Origin of the sequence: Riemerella anatipestifer (assembly GCF_035666175.1) — a bacterium.
Lineage (GTDB): Bacteria > Bacteroidota > Bacteroidia > Flavobacteriales > Weeksellaceae > Riemerella > Riemerella anatipestifer_D.
This window is the reverse complement of the sequence record NZ_CP142016.1, coordinates 1,933,205-1,949,987: the sequence shown is the minus strand read 5'-3', so window position 1 is coordinate 1,949,987 and position 16,783 is coordinate 1,933,205. Positions and strand designations below refer to the sequence as shown.

Below are 16,783 nucleotides of genomic sequence, written 5' to 3'. Positions count from 1 at the left end.
TTATGATACAAGATTTTTCATTTAGACCTGACAGCAGAGGACTTAAAAGCGCTGCCGTAAACCTAGCGTTTCGTTTTGGAATGCAGACGGCGAAGCCTTTTCCGATACGAAAAGAAGAAGGCTTTACTTTTTCGGAGGCGGAGAAATTACTCAATAAGCAATGGTTGACCAGTTTAAAAATAATCCTAAACAAAGATGAAGCTTTTATTTTCAATGAGGTTGTTATGAGTGTTGCACAAGAACGAAATATCGTGACAACACCCCTGCAGGGCAGAGATGGAACGATAAAAGAGTTCATTAGCAATGGCGATTATGTGATTACAGTGGATGCCGGAGTAATGGAAGGGCAAAAACAAGTCGATAACGAAGACGATGAAGTGAGTTTTCAAATACCGGGTAATACTTATCCAAAGGCCGAACTGGAGCGATTAATAAAAATTTTAACACTTCCAAAAGCGATTGAAGCCTATAGTGAGTTTTTGCTTGTTTTTGGGATAACATCGGTAGTAGTAAAGTCATTTTCATTGGTACAGGAAACCCATAGCAACCGCCAAAGCATTCAGATACAAATGCTTTCGGATACTCCGTATGAAATTAAAACGATTAAGGAAGATTATGTTAAAGTTAAGTAGCCATATCATCATCGAAGGCGATAAAACTTGGGAGTTTACCGCGTTGAACGAGTGTACTATTGTGGAAGATACGGGCACGCTTACCGATACCTGCGAATTGATTTTACCCAAGAACATCACTTGGCAGGAAAATACAAGAGAAGACGGAAAGCCCCCCATTAAAAGAGGCGATAAAATAACGGTTAAACTTGGTTACGATGATAAACCCGAAATCCGATTTACAGGCTTCATGCGGTCGGTAGATGCCAAAACGCCCGTAACCATTAAATGTGAAGATGGTATGTTTATCCTCAAATCGAAAAAAGCAGAGCCAAAAGCCTTTAAAAATGCAAGTTTAAAAGAGGTTATCACGCATCTATTGAAAGGGACAAACATTGAGTTTAAACTCATTGATGATAATATAAAGGTGGGAAATTGGCGAATTACTAAAGCCAATGTGTCGGAGGAATTGCAGGAACTCAAAGAAAAAATGATGTTGTCTTCCTACTTCCGAATGATAGACGGAAAAAGCATATTGTACATAGGTTTAGCTTATCCGTTGGACAACCGAAAAAAGGCGGTATTCAAGCATGGAAAGAACATTATTAACGAAAATTTTGAGTATCGGGATAAGGAAGATATACGGGTGCATGTAGAAGCCCAAAGTTTTGATGCGAAGCATAAAAAAATAACCTACGAATATGGCGACAAGGACGGCGAGCTAATTAAAATCCGTATTGACGGGTTGAGTAAAGAAGAATTGAAAAAATATGCGATGCAAGCTATTGAACGCTACAAGCAAAGCGGATTCAAAGGCAGTTTTGAAACCTTTGGCGTTTCCGAAGTCAACAAGTGCGATATGGTGGAAATCCACGCATCGGACGGTAATAGCGGGACCTATTTGGTCAAGAAAAATGAAATCAAATTCGGTCAAAGTGGCTACCGCCAAACCATTGAACTTGGAAATGCAGTAAGTTGAGATGATAAAGGAACTAATACAACAATTAGCCCAAACAGGCGACGAGGTTTACGCCAAAATTTGTGAGGTGCTTTCGGTGGATAGTGAAAACAAAACGGCAGATTTGAAACCATTAGACGGCGGTTCCGAAATCAATGATGTCTATCTAATCGTAGATGATGAAAAAGGCGGTGTATATGCCGAGCCAAGCGTGGGGAGTTTGGTCTGTGTGGTGTTTGTGAGTAAAGAAATAGCTGTCGTGGTAAATGCTTCGGAATTAAAGGAATTTCGGGTAAACATTGAGGAAACGGAGTTGCGGGTAGACAAAGACGGCTTCCTCCTCCGCAAAGAAAACGAAACATTAAAGGCTCTAATGGTGGATTTGATACAGGAAATTAAGAAAATGAAATTTACGACCAATGCAGGACCAACTATCAAACTAATAAATAAACCTCAGTTTACGGCAATTGAAAACCGATTTAAAAACTTTTTAAAAGATAATTAAAATGCCACTGAACAAAGAAAGACTCAAACAAAAAATAAAATTAGCTTTCCTACAAGAGCAAAACGAAGAGGAAAGTTGGGACAGCTCGGTGGAGCGACTGTCAGATAAAATAGCTACAGCTATCGTGGAAGAAATATTGGAGCTTCGAGTGGAAGTTCCAGCGGGAATAAAGGTAGCAACCACAGGGACAGCAACCTCCCAAACAGGTGCTACAACAGAGATAAAGATTGCAAATTTAAGCTAAATAACATGAATATACAGGATTGGATTACTCTATTATTTGGAGGAGGCTCTGCAATTACAGGGCTTGGTTGGATTTTGGAGCGAAGAAAAAGAAACGAGGAAACGAGGGGAATAGCCGTAGCAAACGAAAGTATAGAAATCGAAAACGAGCGAAAAAAAGTCGATTTGTACCAAGATATGCTCAACGACCTTCAAGCTCGCTATGAGGCGAAGTACAAGGAGTTTGAAGATATGCACAACAGAAAGGTACAGCTTCTTGAAGATGAAATAAAATTACATAAAAGAGTAATAGCCAACTTGAAAGCCGAAAATACAGAACTTAGGAACAAACTGAAACAGTATGCAGATAATCGTACTCCATAATCAAAGTCTTTTAGACGCCTGCCTTCAACACACAGGAAGCATCGAGGGTGTATTTGAGTTGGCAATGGCAAACAATTTAGCAATAACCGACGATGTACAAGCTGGTACGGTTCTACAACTGCCCGAAGGGATTAAGACAGATAGAGATATCCTAAGCTATTATACCGCTAAAGGTATCCAGCCTGCCACAGCCATAACGGAGGTTGTAGAGAAGTGTTCTGGAATAGGCTGCTGGGCAATAGGTATAGATTTTAAAGTAAGTTAATTATGGCAAGAAGCGTAGAAGAAATACAGAACGAAATACTAACCGCAAAGCAGAATGAAACTGCTTTGCAGGAGCTTAATAGCACCAGTAAGACCTCTATTTGGCGACTATGGATTTATATTACTGCTTTTGCGATTTGGGTGTTGGAAAAGTTGTTTGATACCCACAAAGAGGAAGTTTCCGAAGCGTTGCGACAGCTAAAGCCACACACGGCTCGTTGGTATAGAAATAAAGCTCTAGCCTTTCAATATGGCTTTGACTTATTAGAGGACAGCGACCAGTTTGATAACGAAGGACACGACCCCGAACAAGTAGAAGCGAGTAAAATTATCAAATATTCGGCAGTTGTAGAATCTACCGATGAAAGCCGTTTGATTATTAAAATAGCTACCGAACAAGGGGAAGAATTACAGCCTATCAATGCCGACCAAAAAGCAACATTTGAGGCGTATTTAAGTGAGATTAAAGATGCAGGCATACAAACTACCGTAATTAATTATCGTCCCGATATTCTAAGATTGCAAATGAAAATATATAGAGACCCTTTGGTCCTAGATCAAAACGGACAATCTATTCTAACAGGTAAAAAGCCGGTAGAAGATGCTATTAAGGCTTATCTAAAAAGGTTACCTTTCAACGGCGAGTTGGTTTTAGCACACTTGGTAGATGAACTTCAAAAAGTAGAAGGGGTAAAAATACCGCATATCACTCTCGCTGAAAGCAAATGGATAGATGCAGATGTAAACGACTACGGTAATTTTCAGCCTATAGATGTTAAAACAATACCTATAAGCGGCTACTTTAAAATAGAAAATTTCAACGGTATTGAGTATGTGGTATAATATAGACATAGACAAGCTCGTAACACTATTAACGCCTACTTTTCTAAGGAAAGAAAAGCACTTAGCGTGGCTTAGGGCTTTGCATTATCCGCTTCGGGGGCTTTTGGATAGGTTTAATTTCAATAGAAACGAGAACCTCTACAACCTGCAACATAGCAGTCAAGTTTGCTATTTACGAAAGGTGCTGAATGACCGCTTTGATGTTTCGCAGAAGCGTATCCAAATAGCGGACGGCAACCGTTACCAAAGGCAATATATCTACACAGACGGTGAACAAAACCCTAAATATTTAGGGGCTATATACCTCCGAGACGATGCCGATTATGCCGATACGGGAGTGGACTTTATTGTTTTAGTTCCTAGAGGGCTTACCTATAACGCCTACGAAATGCAGGCAGTGATTGACTTCTATAAATTGGCGTCAAAAAGATATAAAATACAAGTAATATGAATAAATTAAACTTTAACCAGACTGGAGGTTTTCCGCTTTCTACTAACATACTAGATGCGATGCAGACAGCTTACAGCTTATTCAATAAGCTGGGAAGTATGGCAGGTAACTTTGCCATCATAAGCGGTTGCGAGGTATCTGGTAATAATGTTACCGATGGAGTGGTTTACATCAATGGAGAAATATTGGAGTTCAATGGTGGTACTCTTGGAACAAATGTAATTATCCGAGAGGAAACTGAAAACCGAATTTTTGAGGACGGAAGTAATAAGCCTGTCATATTCAAAAGATACGCCACTTTTGGCTCATCAACGCCCGACCAAACTTATAGTTGGGCAGATTTTAAAAGGGTATTTCCAACCACTGAAATAGCCACTTTCAAGAAGTCTTTAGAAGACAGAATTAAGGCGTTAGAAGAAAAGAAAAGCCCCGTGCCTATTGGCTTAATAGCTATTTGGGGTAAGCCAGCGAGCGAGCCTATTCCAGAAGGTTGGCGAGAGTATGTGCCTCTACGCGGACGAATGCCTGTGGGACAAGACCCCGATTATAGATTCAATCCTTCGGGGTTCGATTATAAATTGAACGAGATAGGCTTTGGAAGGGGAGAAACTGAACACACACTTACTAAAGCAGAACTTCCTAATTATGATTTGGAGCGTTGGGTAGGTCAAGAAACGCCATCGGGAGGTAGAGAAACAATATGGAGTAATTCTCCAGGAAATAAATTTAAAGAAACAATAAATTCTGGTGGACAAGATAAACCTCACAACAATATGCCTCCATATAGAGTGATTAGGTTTATTGAATTTGTAGGTTTTGATTAAAAAAATAAATAAAAAATGGCAACTGACAAAAACATCATAAAAAACTGGTTCAGAAATGGTCTAAAACCTACCCAAGAGCAATTTTGGGCGTGGATAGATAGCTTTTACCATAAAAGTGATAAAATACCTCAAACGCAGATAGAAGGGCTTGACGGTAGCTTGGCAAACAAAGCGGATGTCAGTCAGCTCAACGCCAAGGCAAACACGGACGCCTCCGGTCTGTCCGCTGAAAATATCATCTCTTGGAAAGAAGCCTTGGGTGTTGGAGAGCTGCCCTCTAACATAGCTACCGTGGATAGTGGCGATATAGAGGGTAATGTACATACCAAAGAGCAAATTAAGGGGATTTTTAACGATATAACCCTAGAAAAGGCTGTTAATAACGAGAATTATACTCCTAGAGATATACTATTTAGAAAAGAATCTAATGATATAAAAGAAATTAGATTTGGAACAGACATCTCTACAAGTTCACTCTATTTTGGTACTTTTAATAAGTCAAGCACAGGAAATTACAATGTAAGTTATGGTATTGGTGCGTTAGAGAATAATACTACAGGGGAAACAAATACAGCAATAGGAGGTTATGCATTGTATAGTAATACAGTAGGAAAACATAATACAGCAATAGGTACTTCAGCACTACAAAAATTAAATGATGAATCTACTGATGCTAATGATAATAGTTACAATCTAGCTATTGGGAGTAGCTCTGGATTTAGTCTAAAAAAAGGAGGTAGAAATACCTTTATAGGGCAAGCAACAGCCTATAATTTACCTAAACTCGTTGTGCATTTTAAATAATACTGATTTTTAGATGATTTAATTTTCTTTGGAAGATAAATTTATTGATATATTGAATAACCGTTGCGGCGGTTATTTTACTGATTATCCTTGTTTTAAAGCCTTCAAAAGTTTTAGCATAGTTTCTTTTAATCATAAATTGGTCGCAAAGTTGAGAGAAAAATATCTCAATTCGTTTTCGCTTTTTCTTGTACAATGAAAATTGAGGAATATAATCTTTCTGATTACTTCTCATTGGTGTATCTAATTTAATATTAGCATAGTTAAATAAATCTATTTGAACTTTTGCTGATAAATAGCCTCTATCTCCAATTAAAGTACAGTTTCGCATTTGCTCACCAATATCTTTTAAATAGTGGATGTCGTGAACGGATGCAGGGCTTATATCAAAATTCTTAATCACACCATTTAAAGAACATACTGCGTGTAGTTTATAGCCATAGAAATATAATTTCTGTGAAGCACAATAACCATATGTTGGTGAAGAATAGGATTGCTCTTTACAAATTTTTGAACGAGTAGAACGAGCGTTTTCACAAACTTTCATTGGCATGCTATCAACGATAAAAATATCTTCAAACTCATTGAACTCCATCGAAATACGCTGTCTAATTTGCTCTGTTTGTAGGGATAGTCTTCGTTTTCGCTTATTGTAAACACTTCTTTCAATTTTGTTTATCAGAGAGTTTGGCAATTTTCTAAATAACTGTAATTCGCTATCAATACTCAAGTATTCAGCAGTAATATTAAGACTTATGACTTCTAAATCGCTCATTTTAGGTGTTCTTCTCTGATAACTAATCAGTTGATTTTCTGAAAAAAGTCCTAAAACTTCCAAAATTCTTTCATATATTTGCTCTATGTTGTTCATTTATATCGTTTTATAGCAAAAACAATATACTGATTTTCAGTCTAATAAACAACTCTTGTTTTTTTCATTTCATAATGCACAACGGGTTTACCTAAATCTTATTCTAATACATTCATAGGGCAAGCAACAGCCTTTAGTCTTAAATCAGAAACTATTGATATAGATGATATCAAGTCTTTATCACCTGTAGTAGCTAAATCTGCATTTATGGCAAAAAATAATACAGGTAAGCAATATTTTGGTATAGACCCAAATGACCCAAATGATAATTATACATTGCACTCTGGAATGAACACATTTGTGGGAAATATTCTTACAAGCACTAATGGACCAGATAAGGCTATAATGTCTACCATCATAGGACAATCTCCTTATTGGAATTTATTGTACAGATGTTATAATAACCTTTTCATAGGTTCTGATAATTATTCTACTTATGGTAGAGTGCAATATCTTAACTCTGTTGTTATAGGAAATAATTTGGATTTTGGAGTAGGTTCTGGATTTAGAGACAATATATTATCCATACACAATGATAAGCATAATTTCACAAAAATAGATGATGGTTTAATAACAGGAAAGTTTGATGAAAGATGGCTAAAAATAAATGGACAACTCAAACTAGACCTTAATAGAACAGCCAGTGCAGATGGAGATACATTATTTAATAAAATAGTAATGGTGAAAGGTGATGGTACAGTTGGAATAAGAAGTGTAAATGATTTTGCAAGGATATTATCGGAAGATGTAAGTAGAATTGTTGCAGGTTCTGTTCAACAAATGGTATCTGGATTATTTGACTCTATCAACAGAATGGAAAGAACCATATATGACTTAGAACAAAGAATAGAACAATTAGAAAGTAATAACCCTTAAAATTTAAAAAAATGCAAAAAATAGCAATACAGTCTAATAGAGATTTAATGTTTCCACCAATACACAAAGGCATTGTAACAATGGAAATAGACTTAATTCAAAACAAACCTACTGAAAATAAGTATGAACTAAGAATTATAGATACTTGTACTAAAGAGGTAGAAGAAGAGGTAAATGAGGTAGAACCAATAACTCAAGAAACTATTACTAAAAAAATAATGGTAATTAAAAGATTAGGTACTCCTGTAACAAGAATTAAAGTTTACACTTATGAAGAATTAGAACAATTATCAAAGTTACTTAGGTTAAATCTGGAAGATTTTGAGTCTTATACAGATTATATAAATGAATTGTTTAGGAAAGGACTACTCATTATCACTCAAAAAGAGTGTCAAGAAGGTAAAGGTATGTATTTCTCTGAATCACAAGATTGGGAAATTGTTAGAAATTAAAAAAACAAGGCTATGAAAAAAGGAGCTATTAACTTATTGCTTTGGCTTATCGCCTATTTTTTAATCCCTCCATTAACCCTTTGGAATAGGAGGAAAGTTCGGAAGATTTATGGAGATACAAGCGGGTATCTTCTTAATTCTGCCAAGTCAATCGATAAGTGGGCAAACCGAGAGTTCCGCACACTTTGGAACTCCGAACTCATCACGGCGGAAAGCGTCCACCACTTCGGAAATATAGACGAAACTATTTCGTCTGTCTTAGGCAAGAATCAACGAGACAGAACGCTTACAAAAATAGGGCAATGGCTGGCTGACTATTTAGATAAAAAAGACTCCAACCATTGTGAAAAATCTATCAATTTGAATGTAAATCATCAAATAGAAAATTTTAAAAGTTTGTATAAGAAATGATACAAATAAATACTAAAGTATTCCCTTCGGCTGGGCATCATTCAGCCGACCCTGGGGCGGTAGCCAATGGCTACATTGAGAGAGACGAAATGGACTCCCTTAGAAATACGATGGTTGCGAGGTTGAAAGCAAAAGGGCATCCATTTAATACAGACGACAATAGCGAGAATAACCGACAATACCAAGGTAGAATTAGGAGAGAGCTAAGAACTGGTGATGTGGTAATGGACATGCATTTGAATGTAGGTCCTCCAACAGCCACTGGTGTCGAAGTATTCATAAGTCGTAATGCAGGAGCTGACAGCCGTGCAATGGCACAAGAAGCTGCGAACGGGTTGGCTAAGATTATGGGCATTACAAATCGAGGAGTGAAGACAGAAGGGCAAAGTCAACATAATAGAATTGGTATTTTGAACCTACGAGGCACGGCGATTTTAATAGAGTTTTGCTTTATCACGAACAAATCAGATATGCAAAAGTTTATTACGAATAAAGAGCGTATTGCGGAATTTTTAGTTCAATTATTAATCAAATATGATAGAAATGCATAAAAGATTATTATTTACACTACTTATCGCCTTATTAGCGGTAAGTTGTAAGACAAAGAAAGTAACTATAGACACTAAAACGGAAAGTGTCCAAGTAACCAAAACGGAAAAGCTCGAGAGTTTGGAGCAGGTGCAGAACCACTCCGAAAGTGTTCAGGAGGCTATTAAGAAAGTGGAACTGTTTAACTATAATTTCACACTCAAAAGCCAAGACACTACCCAACCTGCCCGCCTCACGGAATACCGAGAAGGAAAGCCTTTTAGGAGTTTAGAAGTTAGAAATGCAGTTTACACGGAAGGAAAGTCTGTAAAAGATAGCATAGAACATAAACGCGTGCAAGATTTTATTAGATATATCAGCAATGTTGTTAATACTGTACAAGAGCAACGAACGCAAATCAACCAACTTAAAAGAGAACAAGAACAGATACGAGTAGAAGGTAATAAACTTGCTAATAATTTCAAGTATGCACTTTGGTTGCTATTGCTAATAGCTGTTATATGGATATGCGAACGAGCAGGTCTTTTTAGGTGGTTTAAAAGCCGTTTAAAAAAGATTTAAAGATAAATAAACAGGTTGGGAAACGAGCCGTATAATTCGCCCTTGTCCAGTTAAGCAGTAGCCTTAACTCTGCAAGTGAAAAAAATAGGAGGATTAAAAAAATGTCCTCCGCTTTAAAAAATTCCCTACATCTTTTAAACACGAGCACACAGGCTACGGAGGACAAATAAATCTTCTGTGCCTGTGTGCTTTTTGTGTTTATGGATGTAGGGATTGCAAAAGTAAGAATAATCAGCAAATAATTATGAATAAATATCACGAAATTCTAAGCAAAATCCTTACTAAAGGTAAGGTACAAGAAAATAAAAAGGGTAAAATTAAATATCTACTAGACCAACAGCTTAAGCTCAAACCTGCCGATTTATTGGAGATATTTGAGGGGCACGGTATTGCAAGGCTGAAACTAAAAAGTGAATTAGAGTTGTTTCAGAAAGGCGAAAGGCTCACAGAAAAATACAAGGAGGTAGGCATAGACTGGTGGGACTATTGTGGACCAATCCTCGTAAATAGTTATCCTACTTATTTTGAACGTATAGAACAAATTAACAAAGAAAAGCGAAGCAGTAAAAATTATGTGCTATTCCTTGGCGAAACAGGAGCAGAAAGCAACCAACAGCCCTGCCTTAGTTTAGTTCAATTTCAGATAGATAGAGGTAAATTGGTAGTATCGGCTTATCAGAGGTCAAGCGATGCTAATTTAGGGCTTCCAGCAGATATTTACCATTTATATCTTATCAGTAGACAGATAGACCTGCCACTTAAAAGCATTACGCTAAATATTGGGAAAGTGCATATTTATGAGAATAACATCAAAGGCACGAAAAGATTATTAAAAGGAGAGAAAGTAAAATTTGAATTGAATGTATAATATGGAAAAGAGAAAACAATGGAAATCGGCACCCTTGCCGTTTCAAGGTCAAAAGAAAGGTTTTGTAAGGTACTTCAGCGAAGCGGTGAAGAAATATCCAAGCAATGCTATTTATGTAGATTTGTTTGGAGGTTCTGGGCTATTAAGCCACACGGTTAAGTGTGTGCATCCTAATGCAAAAGTGATTTATAACGATTATGATAATTTCAGACAGCGATTGGAGGCTATTCCCGAAACAAATAAGATATTAGACGAGCTTAGAGTCTTAAACTTGCAAACGCCAAGAGGTAAAAAGATAGATGGAGTAGAACGAGAGGCTGTATGCGAAGTGCTTAGAAAAGCTGACAAGCGGGGCTTTGTGGATTGGATAAGCCTGTCTAGTTCCCTTAAATTTTCCATGAATTATGGAACGAAGCTGGAAGACTTCACGGAAGATACCTTGTATAATACTATCCGAAAAAGCAACTATGAGACTGCAAGCGATTACCTCGCAGGTATAGAGGTGGTTTCAGAGGATTACAAGCACTTATTTGCAAAATGGAAAGATGTAGATAATGTGGTCTTCTTAGTAGACCCGCCATATTTATCAACTGACACTGCTACTTACAAGAATGACAGTTACTGGCACCTAACGGATTATTTGGAAGTGCTGGAGACCTTGCAAGGTGCTAATTACTTCTACTTTACGAGTAACAAGTCGCAGATAATTGAACTTTGCCAATGGTTGGAAACTCGAACGGCAGATAACGCTAATCCATTCAAGGGAGCAACCTGCACCGCAGTGAACAACCAAATTACTAGTAAATCTAGCTATATAGATTTGATGTATCACTATAAAAAAGGGGGGTATTGTTAAATTATTATATTCAATTCATTATTTAGTTTCAAGAACAAAAGTTTTAAAGAATTTTCCAACATTGTTTTTGACTTAGAGTAACACTTTGTTTTTCTTTTAAATCTCGCCAAATAATGCCTTATTCTACTGTTATATCCCTCCACTGTAAAGGTTTCTGCTTTGGAGGTTACGTGTCTTTCACTGGGTATCAGCTCTGAATAACTTTTCCAATAATCACTACAAAAAACATTTATATTTCTGTTTTTCAATTGCTCCCAAAGTTTTAAGAAGGTTTTTGTGTCCCGTTTGTCACTAATAAAACTGATGAACCTTTTTCTAAGTCTATCAACAGCAATCCAGCTCCAACAGTAGTTTTTTTATGCTGTACATAGCTGTGAATCTCATCTAATTCCACTATTTCAATAGGAACTTCATTTTTTGGAAGCTCTACAGATTCTCCCCATTTCTTAACCCATTGATAAACTGTTCCATAGCTAATATTTAATAGCCTCCCAATGGCTCGAAAGCCTAACCCTTCTAGATACATTTCTAAAGCAAGACGCTTTTGTTCTAGTGTTTTTACATCTGATTTTTTCTCAACACTGAAAAAATAGCCACAATCTTTACATTTATATCGCTGTCGCTCTCTGGCAAAGCCTGCTTTAATCTTATTGGATGATTGACATTTGGTACATTTCATTAGGCTAAATTATAAAAAATATATCAGATTAACAATGCCAAAAGGGGCTGAATAAGCCCTTTTTTTTGTGTCAAAAAATGTACATTTCAAATTAAATTTTTGTACATTTCGTTTTGCCGATTATAATTAAGTGTACTTGCCTTTTTAGGCCTGGGATTAGTGGTTTATGGGCAAAGTGGAAAAGTAGGGGTTAATATCTCCTCACCTAGAGCTACTTTAGATGTTCAGCCCAATGCAACCAATAGCCAAGATAACGCCAAGACTAACGAAGGGATTTTAGCTCCCCAATTAAGTAAAACTCGTGTGGCAAGTATCGAAGCTCCTGTAGAAGGAACTCTAGTGTATGTAATAGATGACGCTAATAAAACCAATGGTACTATAGGTGCCTACAAAGGTACTGACCCTAAGGTCGCTAAAATTACAGAGAAAGGCTACTATTACTACAACGGTACGGAGTGGGTGAAACCAAATAATGTGACTAATGATATTATATGGGGAAAAGATGGTAGTGATGCTAAGTTAATTTATCCAGTAAGTAGTTATGTGACTAAATATTTAAATAATGGAGGATACTCACTATACAAAACTAATAATCCGAAGTGGACAGATGTTGATTTGCTTGATGGAACTGTAAGAACGCCTGTAGAGCAAGATTTATTACAGATGAATGCCTTCCAAAAAACATTGATTAATAGCTCAGATATAAATTTTATTTCTTCCCCAATACCTTTTGCCTCTAAAGGTTTCGATGTTTTTAACATAGATAGTGAACTCCATAGCTCTAATCAACAAATATGGAATCATGCATTTCTTACAAGTGTAAATTCGGATGTTCTCCAAAATAATATGGTTCTAAGTTTATTTGCAAATGGACAGCATTTTGGGAATACAGAACTAAGCCGACTAGTAGGGATATATGGCTCGGCTGCGATTAATGGACAAAATGCTAAAGTGAAAACTTCTATAGGAGTTCATGCAGATGCAACAACCAACTCCAATCAAGCAATAGGAACTTTGGCAGCTTCTTTGTCAGAAGTTCGGCTTAATGGTACGGGAAATATAGATAGAATTTATGGTTCTTTTTCTAGATTTAATACTAGGTCTAATTTTACTCCTACAAACAATATAAATAAAGCCTTTTTATATTATGGAAATTACGAAACTTTAGCAGGCTATTATAGAGGTACAATAGGAGAAATCTATGATTTCTATTCAGAAGGAGGAGATAATGTGGATGACTTAAGAATTACCAAAAGATTTGGAGTTTATATTGTTGGTGCTAAAAAAACAAACTATTTGCAAGGGTCTTTAGGTATTGGTACAAGTTCCCCTACCGAAAAACTAGAGGTTGCAGGTAATGTAAAAGCTACAGGCTTTATCGGTACTAATGCCGCTATCTTCCCAGACTATGTATTCCAAAAGTATTACACAGGTACTTCTAGCCTAAAGGCAGATTATAGCTTTAAAACCCTAAGTCAAGTAGAAGATTTTGTAAAGACTAATGGGCATTTGCCAGGGTATAAGTCCGCCGCAGAAATTAAAAAACAGGGTTATGTAGACCTTATGGCTACACAGCTTACCAATGTAGAGAAGATAGAAGAACTCTATTTACACCTTTTAGAGAAAGACAAAGAAGTAAAAGAGCTCAAAGAAAGACTAGAAAAATTAGAGAAACTTTTACAAAAATAATCTTCTCTCAAAAGTCTTCCGTTTAGACGGGAGATTTTTAGTATATTTGTGTAACAAATTAACTAGCTTATGAAAAAGCAACTTTTATTTTTTTTAGGAATGCCTGCACTAGCTTTAGCACAACTAACAGCAGGAGTTCAGACTTATAGTGTTTCGGGACGAAGCTATGATGTTACAACACCATCTGACTATAACCCCACTAAAGAATATCCTATCGTATTTGAGTTACACTCTTTTAATAAGGATAGAACCCAAATGAATGACCCAAATGTCATCAACGAACAACAATACATCTCCGTTCGTCCCGAAGGAACCAGCGTACTTGGATACAGAGCTTGGAATTCTTGGAGTGCCACCAAAAGTTTTTTTGGCGATGATGTAAACTACATTACTGCTGTTTACAACGATATTAAAACTAAATTAGGCAGTAAGTTTAATGCTAATAAAGTCTATGTATATGGCTTCAGCAACGGAGGTGCTATGGCAATGAAAATGGTAGAGGAAACTTCTTTATTTAAAGCTGCTGTTATCCGTTCTATGAGTTTTGAAAGCGGACATAACATTCCATCTACAGCTTCTAAAGTCCCTATGATATTTATTCACGGTACGGCAGACGAAACTGTACCTTATCAAGGTGGAAGCGGGAAGTATGGTATTATCTCTCCTAATTTTGAATCTATTAAAACTACCGTTGATAAGTGGGCTTCTCATCTAGGACTCACCCAACCTGTAGAAATAAAATATCTAAAAGGAAGCTCCACTGCATCAGATAAAGATTTCTATTTTAGAGAATATTCCAACGCTACAACCCCTATTTACTTCTTTGTAATAGATGGTGGTGTACACGCTACAGACCAGCAGTTCTCTAATAGTAACATTAAGAGAGCCATGATTAAACTAGCACAAAATCCTAAATGTTACGGTATTTATAGACTTGCTTATGCACAATAACTAAAAAAAGAGCTACTTTTTTAGTAGCTCTTTTTATTTCAATTAATATAATATTTCATTATTTATTTCCAAGTCCAAAAACTCCATTCTGTGCCGTTGTACACGCAAAGTTGTTCTTTACCCGGCGTATCATCAAAAGCCATCATCCCTGGAGCAGGATTAGCAATACTTTTTTGAACATCTTTAAATTTTGGTAATACTAATGCCTTAGAGGTACTTTCTAAAACCAAAATACCATTAGCCGTACTACTAGAAGCTCCCATAACTACTTGGGCAGTACTTTTTTCCACATTAGATGACAAAGAGGTATTTACTGGGATAGCATTAGTGGTACTAGCCAAATAGTTTAAATCTTGCCACAATCCGTTTATTTTAACTTTTACCTTCTTATCACTTCTATCTAAAACAAATGTACCATTAGGAGTAGCTGTATTATCTACTAAATTGGCATGAGAAACCCCAACAACCCAAGGCAGTATAATCCCTTTTTTCTCTGCATTATTAAACTCTAGAAGTACTGAATCTCCATTAGAATTAGTATTGAGAGAGCCTGTACCGATATTAACCTGAGCCTTAAGAAAAGTTCCCGCACCTAATATTACTAATATCGCTGAATATATGTATTTCATTATTTCTATTTTTAATTATAATTCAAAAACTATTTATTGTATGTTGCTCCACTAGGACACCCCGTCTTATTCATACACTTCCACTCTCTTACTACCGTTGGAGAGGTGCTTGTTTCCACATAGGCTTTCAAACAATTTTCCACAGTGTCATAAACCAACATACCTACCACGGGATTCTTTATAGCAGACAGTTCACTTGTGGTCATTCTTGTAATAGTAAAACCTTTAGATTCAGATTCCAAAGCTATATGACCTCCCTTACGAGACTTTGGCCAATTTTCACTAGATTCTGAAGTAAGCCTACTCAAAGCACTAATCCCCACCTTAGTATCTAACTCCGTAGCCGAAGAACTATTGGCTAATGTACAAAAGCACCTATCATTAACAGAGGCGTTATTTGCATTATTTACTCCTTGTCCTACTAGATTAGTATCTATCTGTGCTACACCTTGAATACCAGAAGTATTATTAACTGCCGTGTTTACAATTTCAGGGACACCGTTAGCAGCAGTTATTTTAGAGACAATGTCTGTTCCAGAAGTTGATATTGTACCATCTGCTTTGGCTATAATAGACCATTTTTTAGCAACAAAAGGCGTTGTTATATCTGCTGCAGCTAAATGTGCTATATTCACATTATCCGCTTCCTCCACTGCATCTGGACATCCATCTCCGTCTGAGTCTGTATCTAAGTCATTTGGCACACCATCTCCATCTATATCACAAGCAGTAGCTAAAGCAAAAATAGAATACGCCACTACATCTCTTGTTGTAACAGCCGAAATACCTTTACTAGTAATATTGATATTACTCACCATAAGATCTTTAGTTAGACCTCTGATATATAAATCAGACGCAGTAGTCCCCCCTGTTGAAAATTCCGCCTCACCTGTAGCCGTATTATAGGATACTAATCCTTGATTTCTCCCTAGCAACACTCTACCAAAAGCAGAGTTGGGTGTTGTCCCATTTACCTTAATAGTGTACGTAGCATTAGGAGAAGCATTATTTGCATTAACATCGTTTATCATAATTGCAATCTCACTAGCAGGCACAGGAGATGCAAATGTTATCGTCATATTTACATTAGACGAAGACGTCACTCTATTATCCGCTCCAGATTGACCAATATTATAAGTTACCTGCTTATCACTTACACTTGATACTACAGCTTGAGCAGCAGGAAACCCCGTATAAGATACTGTTGTGGAGGTTAACCCCTTCCATGTAGTAGATGTATTATTAGCTAAGAAGTTTTTGGGACATTCTATTATATCCAAAATTCCATCGTTATCATCATCTAAATCTTCGAAATCAACTATTCCATCTCCATCCGAATCCGGTGAAGAATATTGAGCTGGTGAAAGAACTACTATAAATAAAAACAGAAGTCTTATAAAGTAAATTTGTTTCATATTATTATCAAATTAATATATTATTGAATTATTTGAATTTTATCAAATAGCATACCTAAAAAATTAACAACTTCAAAGTTAATCAAAAAAAAAAGCTACAGCATATTAAA

23 protein-coding genes are annotated in these 16,783 nt (G+C 36.5%); 19 read left to right on the top strand and 4 right to left on the bottom strand.

Going from position 1 to position 16,783, the window contains the following annotated elements:
• Positions 1 to 2 precede the first annotated feature (2 nt).
• From VIX88_RS09715 to VIX88_RS09670, 10 genes are read left to right on the top strand one after another with little or no spacing between them, the layout of a single operon-like run.
• A complete protein-coding gene (locus tag VIX88_RS09715; protein WP_064970240.1) occupies positions 3 to 632 on the top strand; it encodes a DUF6046 domain-containing protein in 630 nt (209 codons plus the stop codon).
• Positions 616 to 1,590 (top strand): hypothetical protein, encoded by a 975-nt coding sequence (locus VIX88_RS09710; protein WP_064970241.1) that lies wholly within the window; start codon positions 616 to 618, stop codon positions 1,588 to 1,590. The genes VIX88_RS09715 and VIX88_RS09710 overlap by 17 nt, the downstream gene beginning before the upstream one ends.
• A gap of 1 nt (position 1,591) precedes the next feature.
• Positions 1,592 to 2,074: a hypothetical protein gene (locus VIX88_RS09705; protein ID WP_237190274.1), complete on the top strand. Its 483-nt coding sequence runs from the start codon at positions 1,592 to 1,594 to the stop codon at positions 2,072 to 2,074.
• Position 2,075: 1 nt separating this feature from the next.
• Complete coding sequence (locus VIX88_RS09700; RefSeq protein ID WP_064970234.1) at positions 2,076 to 2,318, top strand: hypothetical protein; 243 nt, start codon at positions 2,076 to 2,078, stop codon at positions 2,316 to 2,318.
• Between the two features lie 5 nt (positions 2,319 to 2,323).
• Positions 2,324 to 2,680 carry a hypothetical protein gene (locus VIX88_RS09695; protein WP_064970235.1) on the top strand — a complete coding sequence of 119 codons (357 nt, stop codon included), beginning with the start codon at positions 2,324 to 2,326 and terminating at the stop codon, positions 2,678 to 2,680.
• Positions 2,658 to 2,945, top strand: coding sequence for a hypothetical protein (locus VIX88_RS09690; protein WP_064970236.1), 288 nt, complete (start codon positions 2,658 to 2,660; stop codon positions 2,943 to 2,945). The genes VIX88_RS09695 and VIX88_RS09690 overlap by 23 nt, the downstream gene beginning before the upstream one ends.
• Positions 2,946 to 2,947: 2 nt before the next feature.
• Positions 2,948 to 3,787: a nucleotidyltransferase gene (locus VIX88_RS09685; protein WP_214193840.1), complete on the top strand. Its 840-nt coding sequence runs from the start codon at positions 2,948 to 2,950 to the stop codon at positions 3,785 to 3,787.
• On the top strand, positions 3,777 to 4,238 hold the full coding sequence (locus VIX88_RS09680; RefSeq protein ID WP_064970237.1) for a hypothetical protein: 462 nt from the start codon (positions 3,777 to 3,779) through the stop codon (positions 4,236 to 4,238). The genes VIX88_RS09685 and VIX88_RS09680 overlap by 11 nt, the downstream gene beginning before the upstream one ends.
• Complete coding sequence (locus tag VIX88_RS09675) at positions 4,235 to 5,062, top strand: hypothetical protein (RefSeq protein WP_064970238.1); 828 nt, start codon at positions 4,235 to 4,237, stop codon at positions 5,060 to 5,062. Before VIX88_RS09680 ends, VIX88_RS09675 begins: the two co-directional genes overlap by 4 nt.
• Before the next feature lie 15 nt (positions 5,063 to 5,077).
• On the top strand, positions 5,078 to 5,866 hold the full coding sequence (locus VIX88_RS09670) for a hypothetical protein (RefSeq protein WP_222535056.1): 789 nt from the start codon (positions 5,078 to 5,080) through the stop codon (positions 5,864 to 5,866).
• Here VIX88_RS09670 and VIX88_RS09665 read toward each other — a convergent pair.
• Positions 5,859 to 6,737: an IS982-like element ISRa1 family transposase gene (locus VIX88_RS09665; protein WP_214193766.1), complete on the bottom strand. Its 879-nt coding sequence runs from the start codon at positions 6,735 to 6,737 to the stop codon at positions 5,859 to 5,861. The two genes, VIX88_RS09670 and VIX88_RS09665, sit on opposite strands and share 8 nt — an antisense overlap.
• A 207-nt stretch (positions 6,738 to 6,944) precedes the next feature.
• On the opposite strand from VIX88_RS09665, the gene VIX88_RS09660 reads away from it, so the two are divergent.
• The 7 genes from VIX88_RS09660 (at position 6,945) to VIX88_RS09630 (ending at position 11,310) form a co-directional block, all read left to right on the top strand.
• Positions 6,945 to 7,613, top strand: a complete 669-nt coding sequence (locus tag VIX88_RS09660) for a hypothetical protein (RefSeq protein WP_222535057.1) — start codon at positions 6,945 to 6,947, stop codon at positions 7,611 to 7,613.
• 11 nt (positions 7,614 to 7,624) lie between these two features.
• Entirely contained in the window at positions 7,625 to 8,065 is a 441-nt protein-coding gene (locus VIX88_RS09655; RefSeq protein ID WP_127919929.1) for a hypothetical protein, read from the top strand.
• A 12-nt stretch (positions 8,066 to 8,077) separates the two neighbouring features.
• On the top strand, positions 8,078 to 8,476 hold the full coding sequence (locus VIX88_RS09650) for a hypothetical protein (RefSeq protein WP_064969746.1): 399 nt from the start codon (positions 8,078 to 8,080) through the stop codon (positions 8,474 to 8,476).
• Positions 8,473 to 9,027 carry an N-acetylmuramoyl-L-alanine amidase gene (locus VIX88_RS09645; protein WP_064969748.1) on the top strand — a complete coding sequence of 185 codons (555 nt, stop codon included), beginning with the start codon at positions 8,473 to 8,475 and terminating at the stop codon, positions 9,025 to 9,027. Before VIX88_RS09650 ends, VIX88_RS09645 begins: the two co-directional genes overlap by 4 nt.
• Positions 9,020 to 9,586, top strand: a complete 567-nt coding sequence (locus VIX88_RS09640) for a hypothetical protein (protein ID WP_127919927.1) — start codon at positions 9,020 to 9,022, stop codon at positions 9,584 to 9,586. Before VIX88_RS09645 ends, VIX88_RS09640 begins: the two co-directional genes overlap by 8 nt.
• Positions 9,587 to 9,830: 244 nt before the next feature.
• Positions 9,831 to 10,454: a thymidylate synthase gene (locus VIX88_RS09635; RefSeq protein ID WP_064969752.1), complete on the top strand. Its 624-nt coding sequence runs from the start codon at positions 9,831 to 9,833 to the stop codon at positions 10,452 to 10,454.
• 1 nt (position 10,455) lies between these two features.
• Positions 10,456 to 11,310: a DNA adenine methylase gene (locus VIX88_RS09630; protein WP_222535058.1), complete on the top strand. Its 855-nt coding sequence runs from the start codon at positions 10,456 to 10,458 to the stop codon at positions 11,308 to 11,310.
• On the opposite strand, the gene VIX88_RS09625 is transcribed toward VIX88_RS09630, so the two are convergent.
• A protein-coding gene (locus VIX88_RS09625; protein ID WP_222535059.1) for an IS1 family transposase occupies positions 11,307 to 11,989 on the bottom strand; the annotation gives its coding sequence in 2 pieces (ribosomal slippage) (positions 11,307 to 11,662 and positions 11,662 to 11,989; 684 coding nt in all). The genes VIX88_RS09630 and VIX88_RS09625 overlap by 4 nt on opposite strands.
• A gap of 159 nt (positions 11,990 to 12,148) precedes the next feature.
• Between VIX88_RS09625 and VIX88_RS09620 the strand changes: the two genes are divergently transcribed.
• Both VIX88_RS09620 and VIX88_RS09615 read left to right on the top strand, forming a co-directional pair.
• Positions 12,149 to 13,678, top strand: coding sequence for a hypothetical protein (locus VIX88_RS09620; protein ID WP_154212550.1), 1,530 nt, complete (start codon positions 12,149 to 12,151; stop codon positions 13,676 to 13,678).
• Between the two features lie 69 nt (positions 13,679 to 13,747).
• Complete coding sequence (locus tag VIX88_RS09615) at positions 13,748 to 14,629, top strand: alpha/beta hydrolase family esterase (protein WP_064969756.1); 882 nt, start codon at positions 13,748 to 13,750, stop codon at positions 14,627 to 14,629.
• 62 nt (positions 14,630 to 14,691) lie between these two features.
• On the opposite strand, the gene VIX88_RS09610 is transcribed toward VIX88_RS09615, so the two are convergent.
• Positions 14,692 to 15,258, bottom strand: a complete 567-nt coding sequence (locus VIX88_RS09610; protein ID WP_153929269.1) for a hypothetical protein — start codon at positions 15,256 to 15,258, stop codon at positions 14,692 to 14,694.
• A 29-nt stretch (positions 15,259 to 15,287) separates the two neighbouring features.
• Positions 15,288 to 16,673: a hypothetical protein gene (locus tag VIX88_RS09605; RefSeq protein WP_064969760.1), complete on the bottom strand. Its 1,386-nt coding sequence runs from the start codon at positions 16,671 to 16,673 to the stop codon at positions 15,288 to 15,290.
• Positions 16,674 to 16,783: the final 110 nt, after the last annotated feature.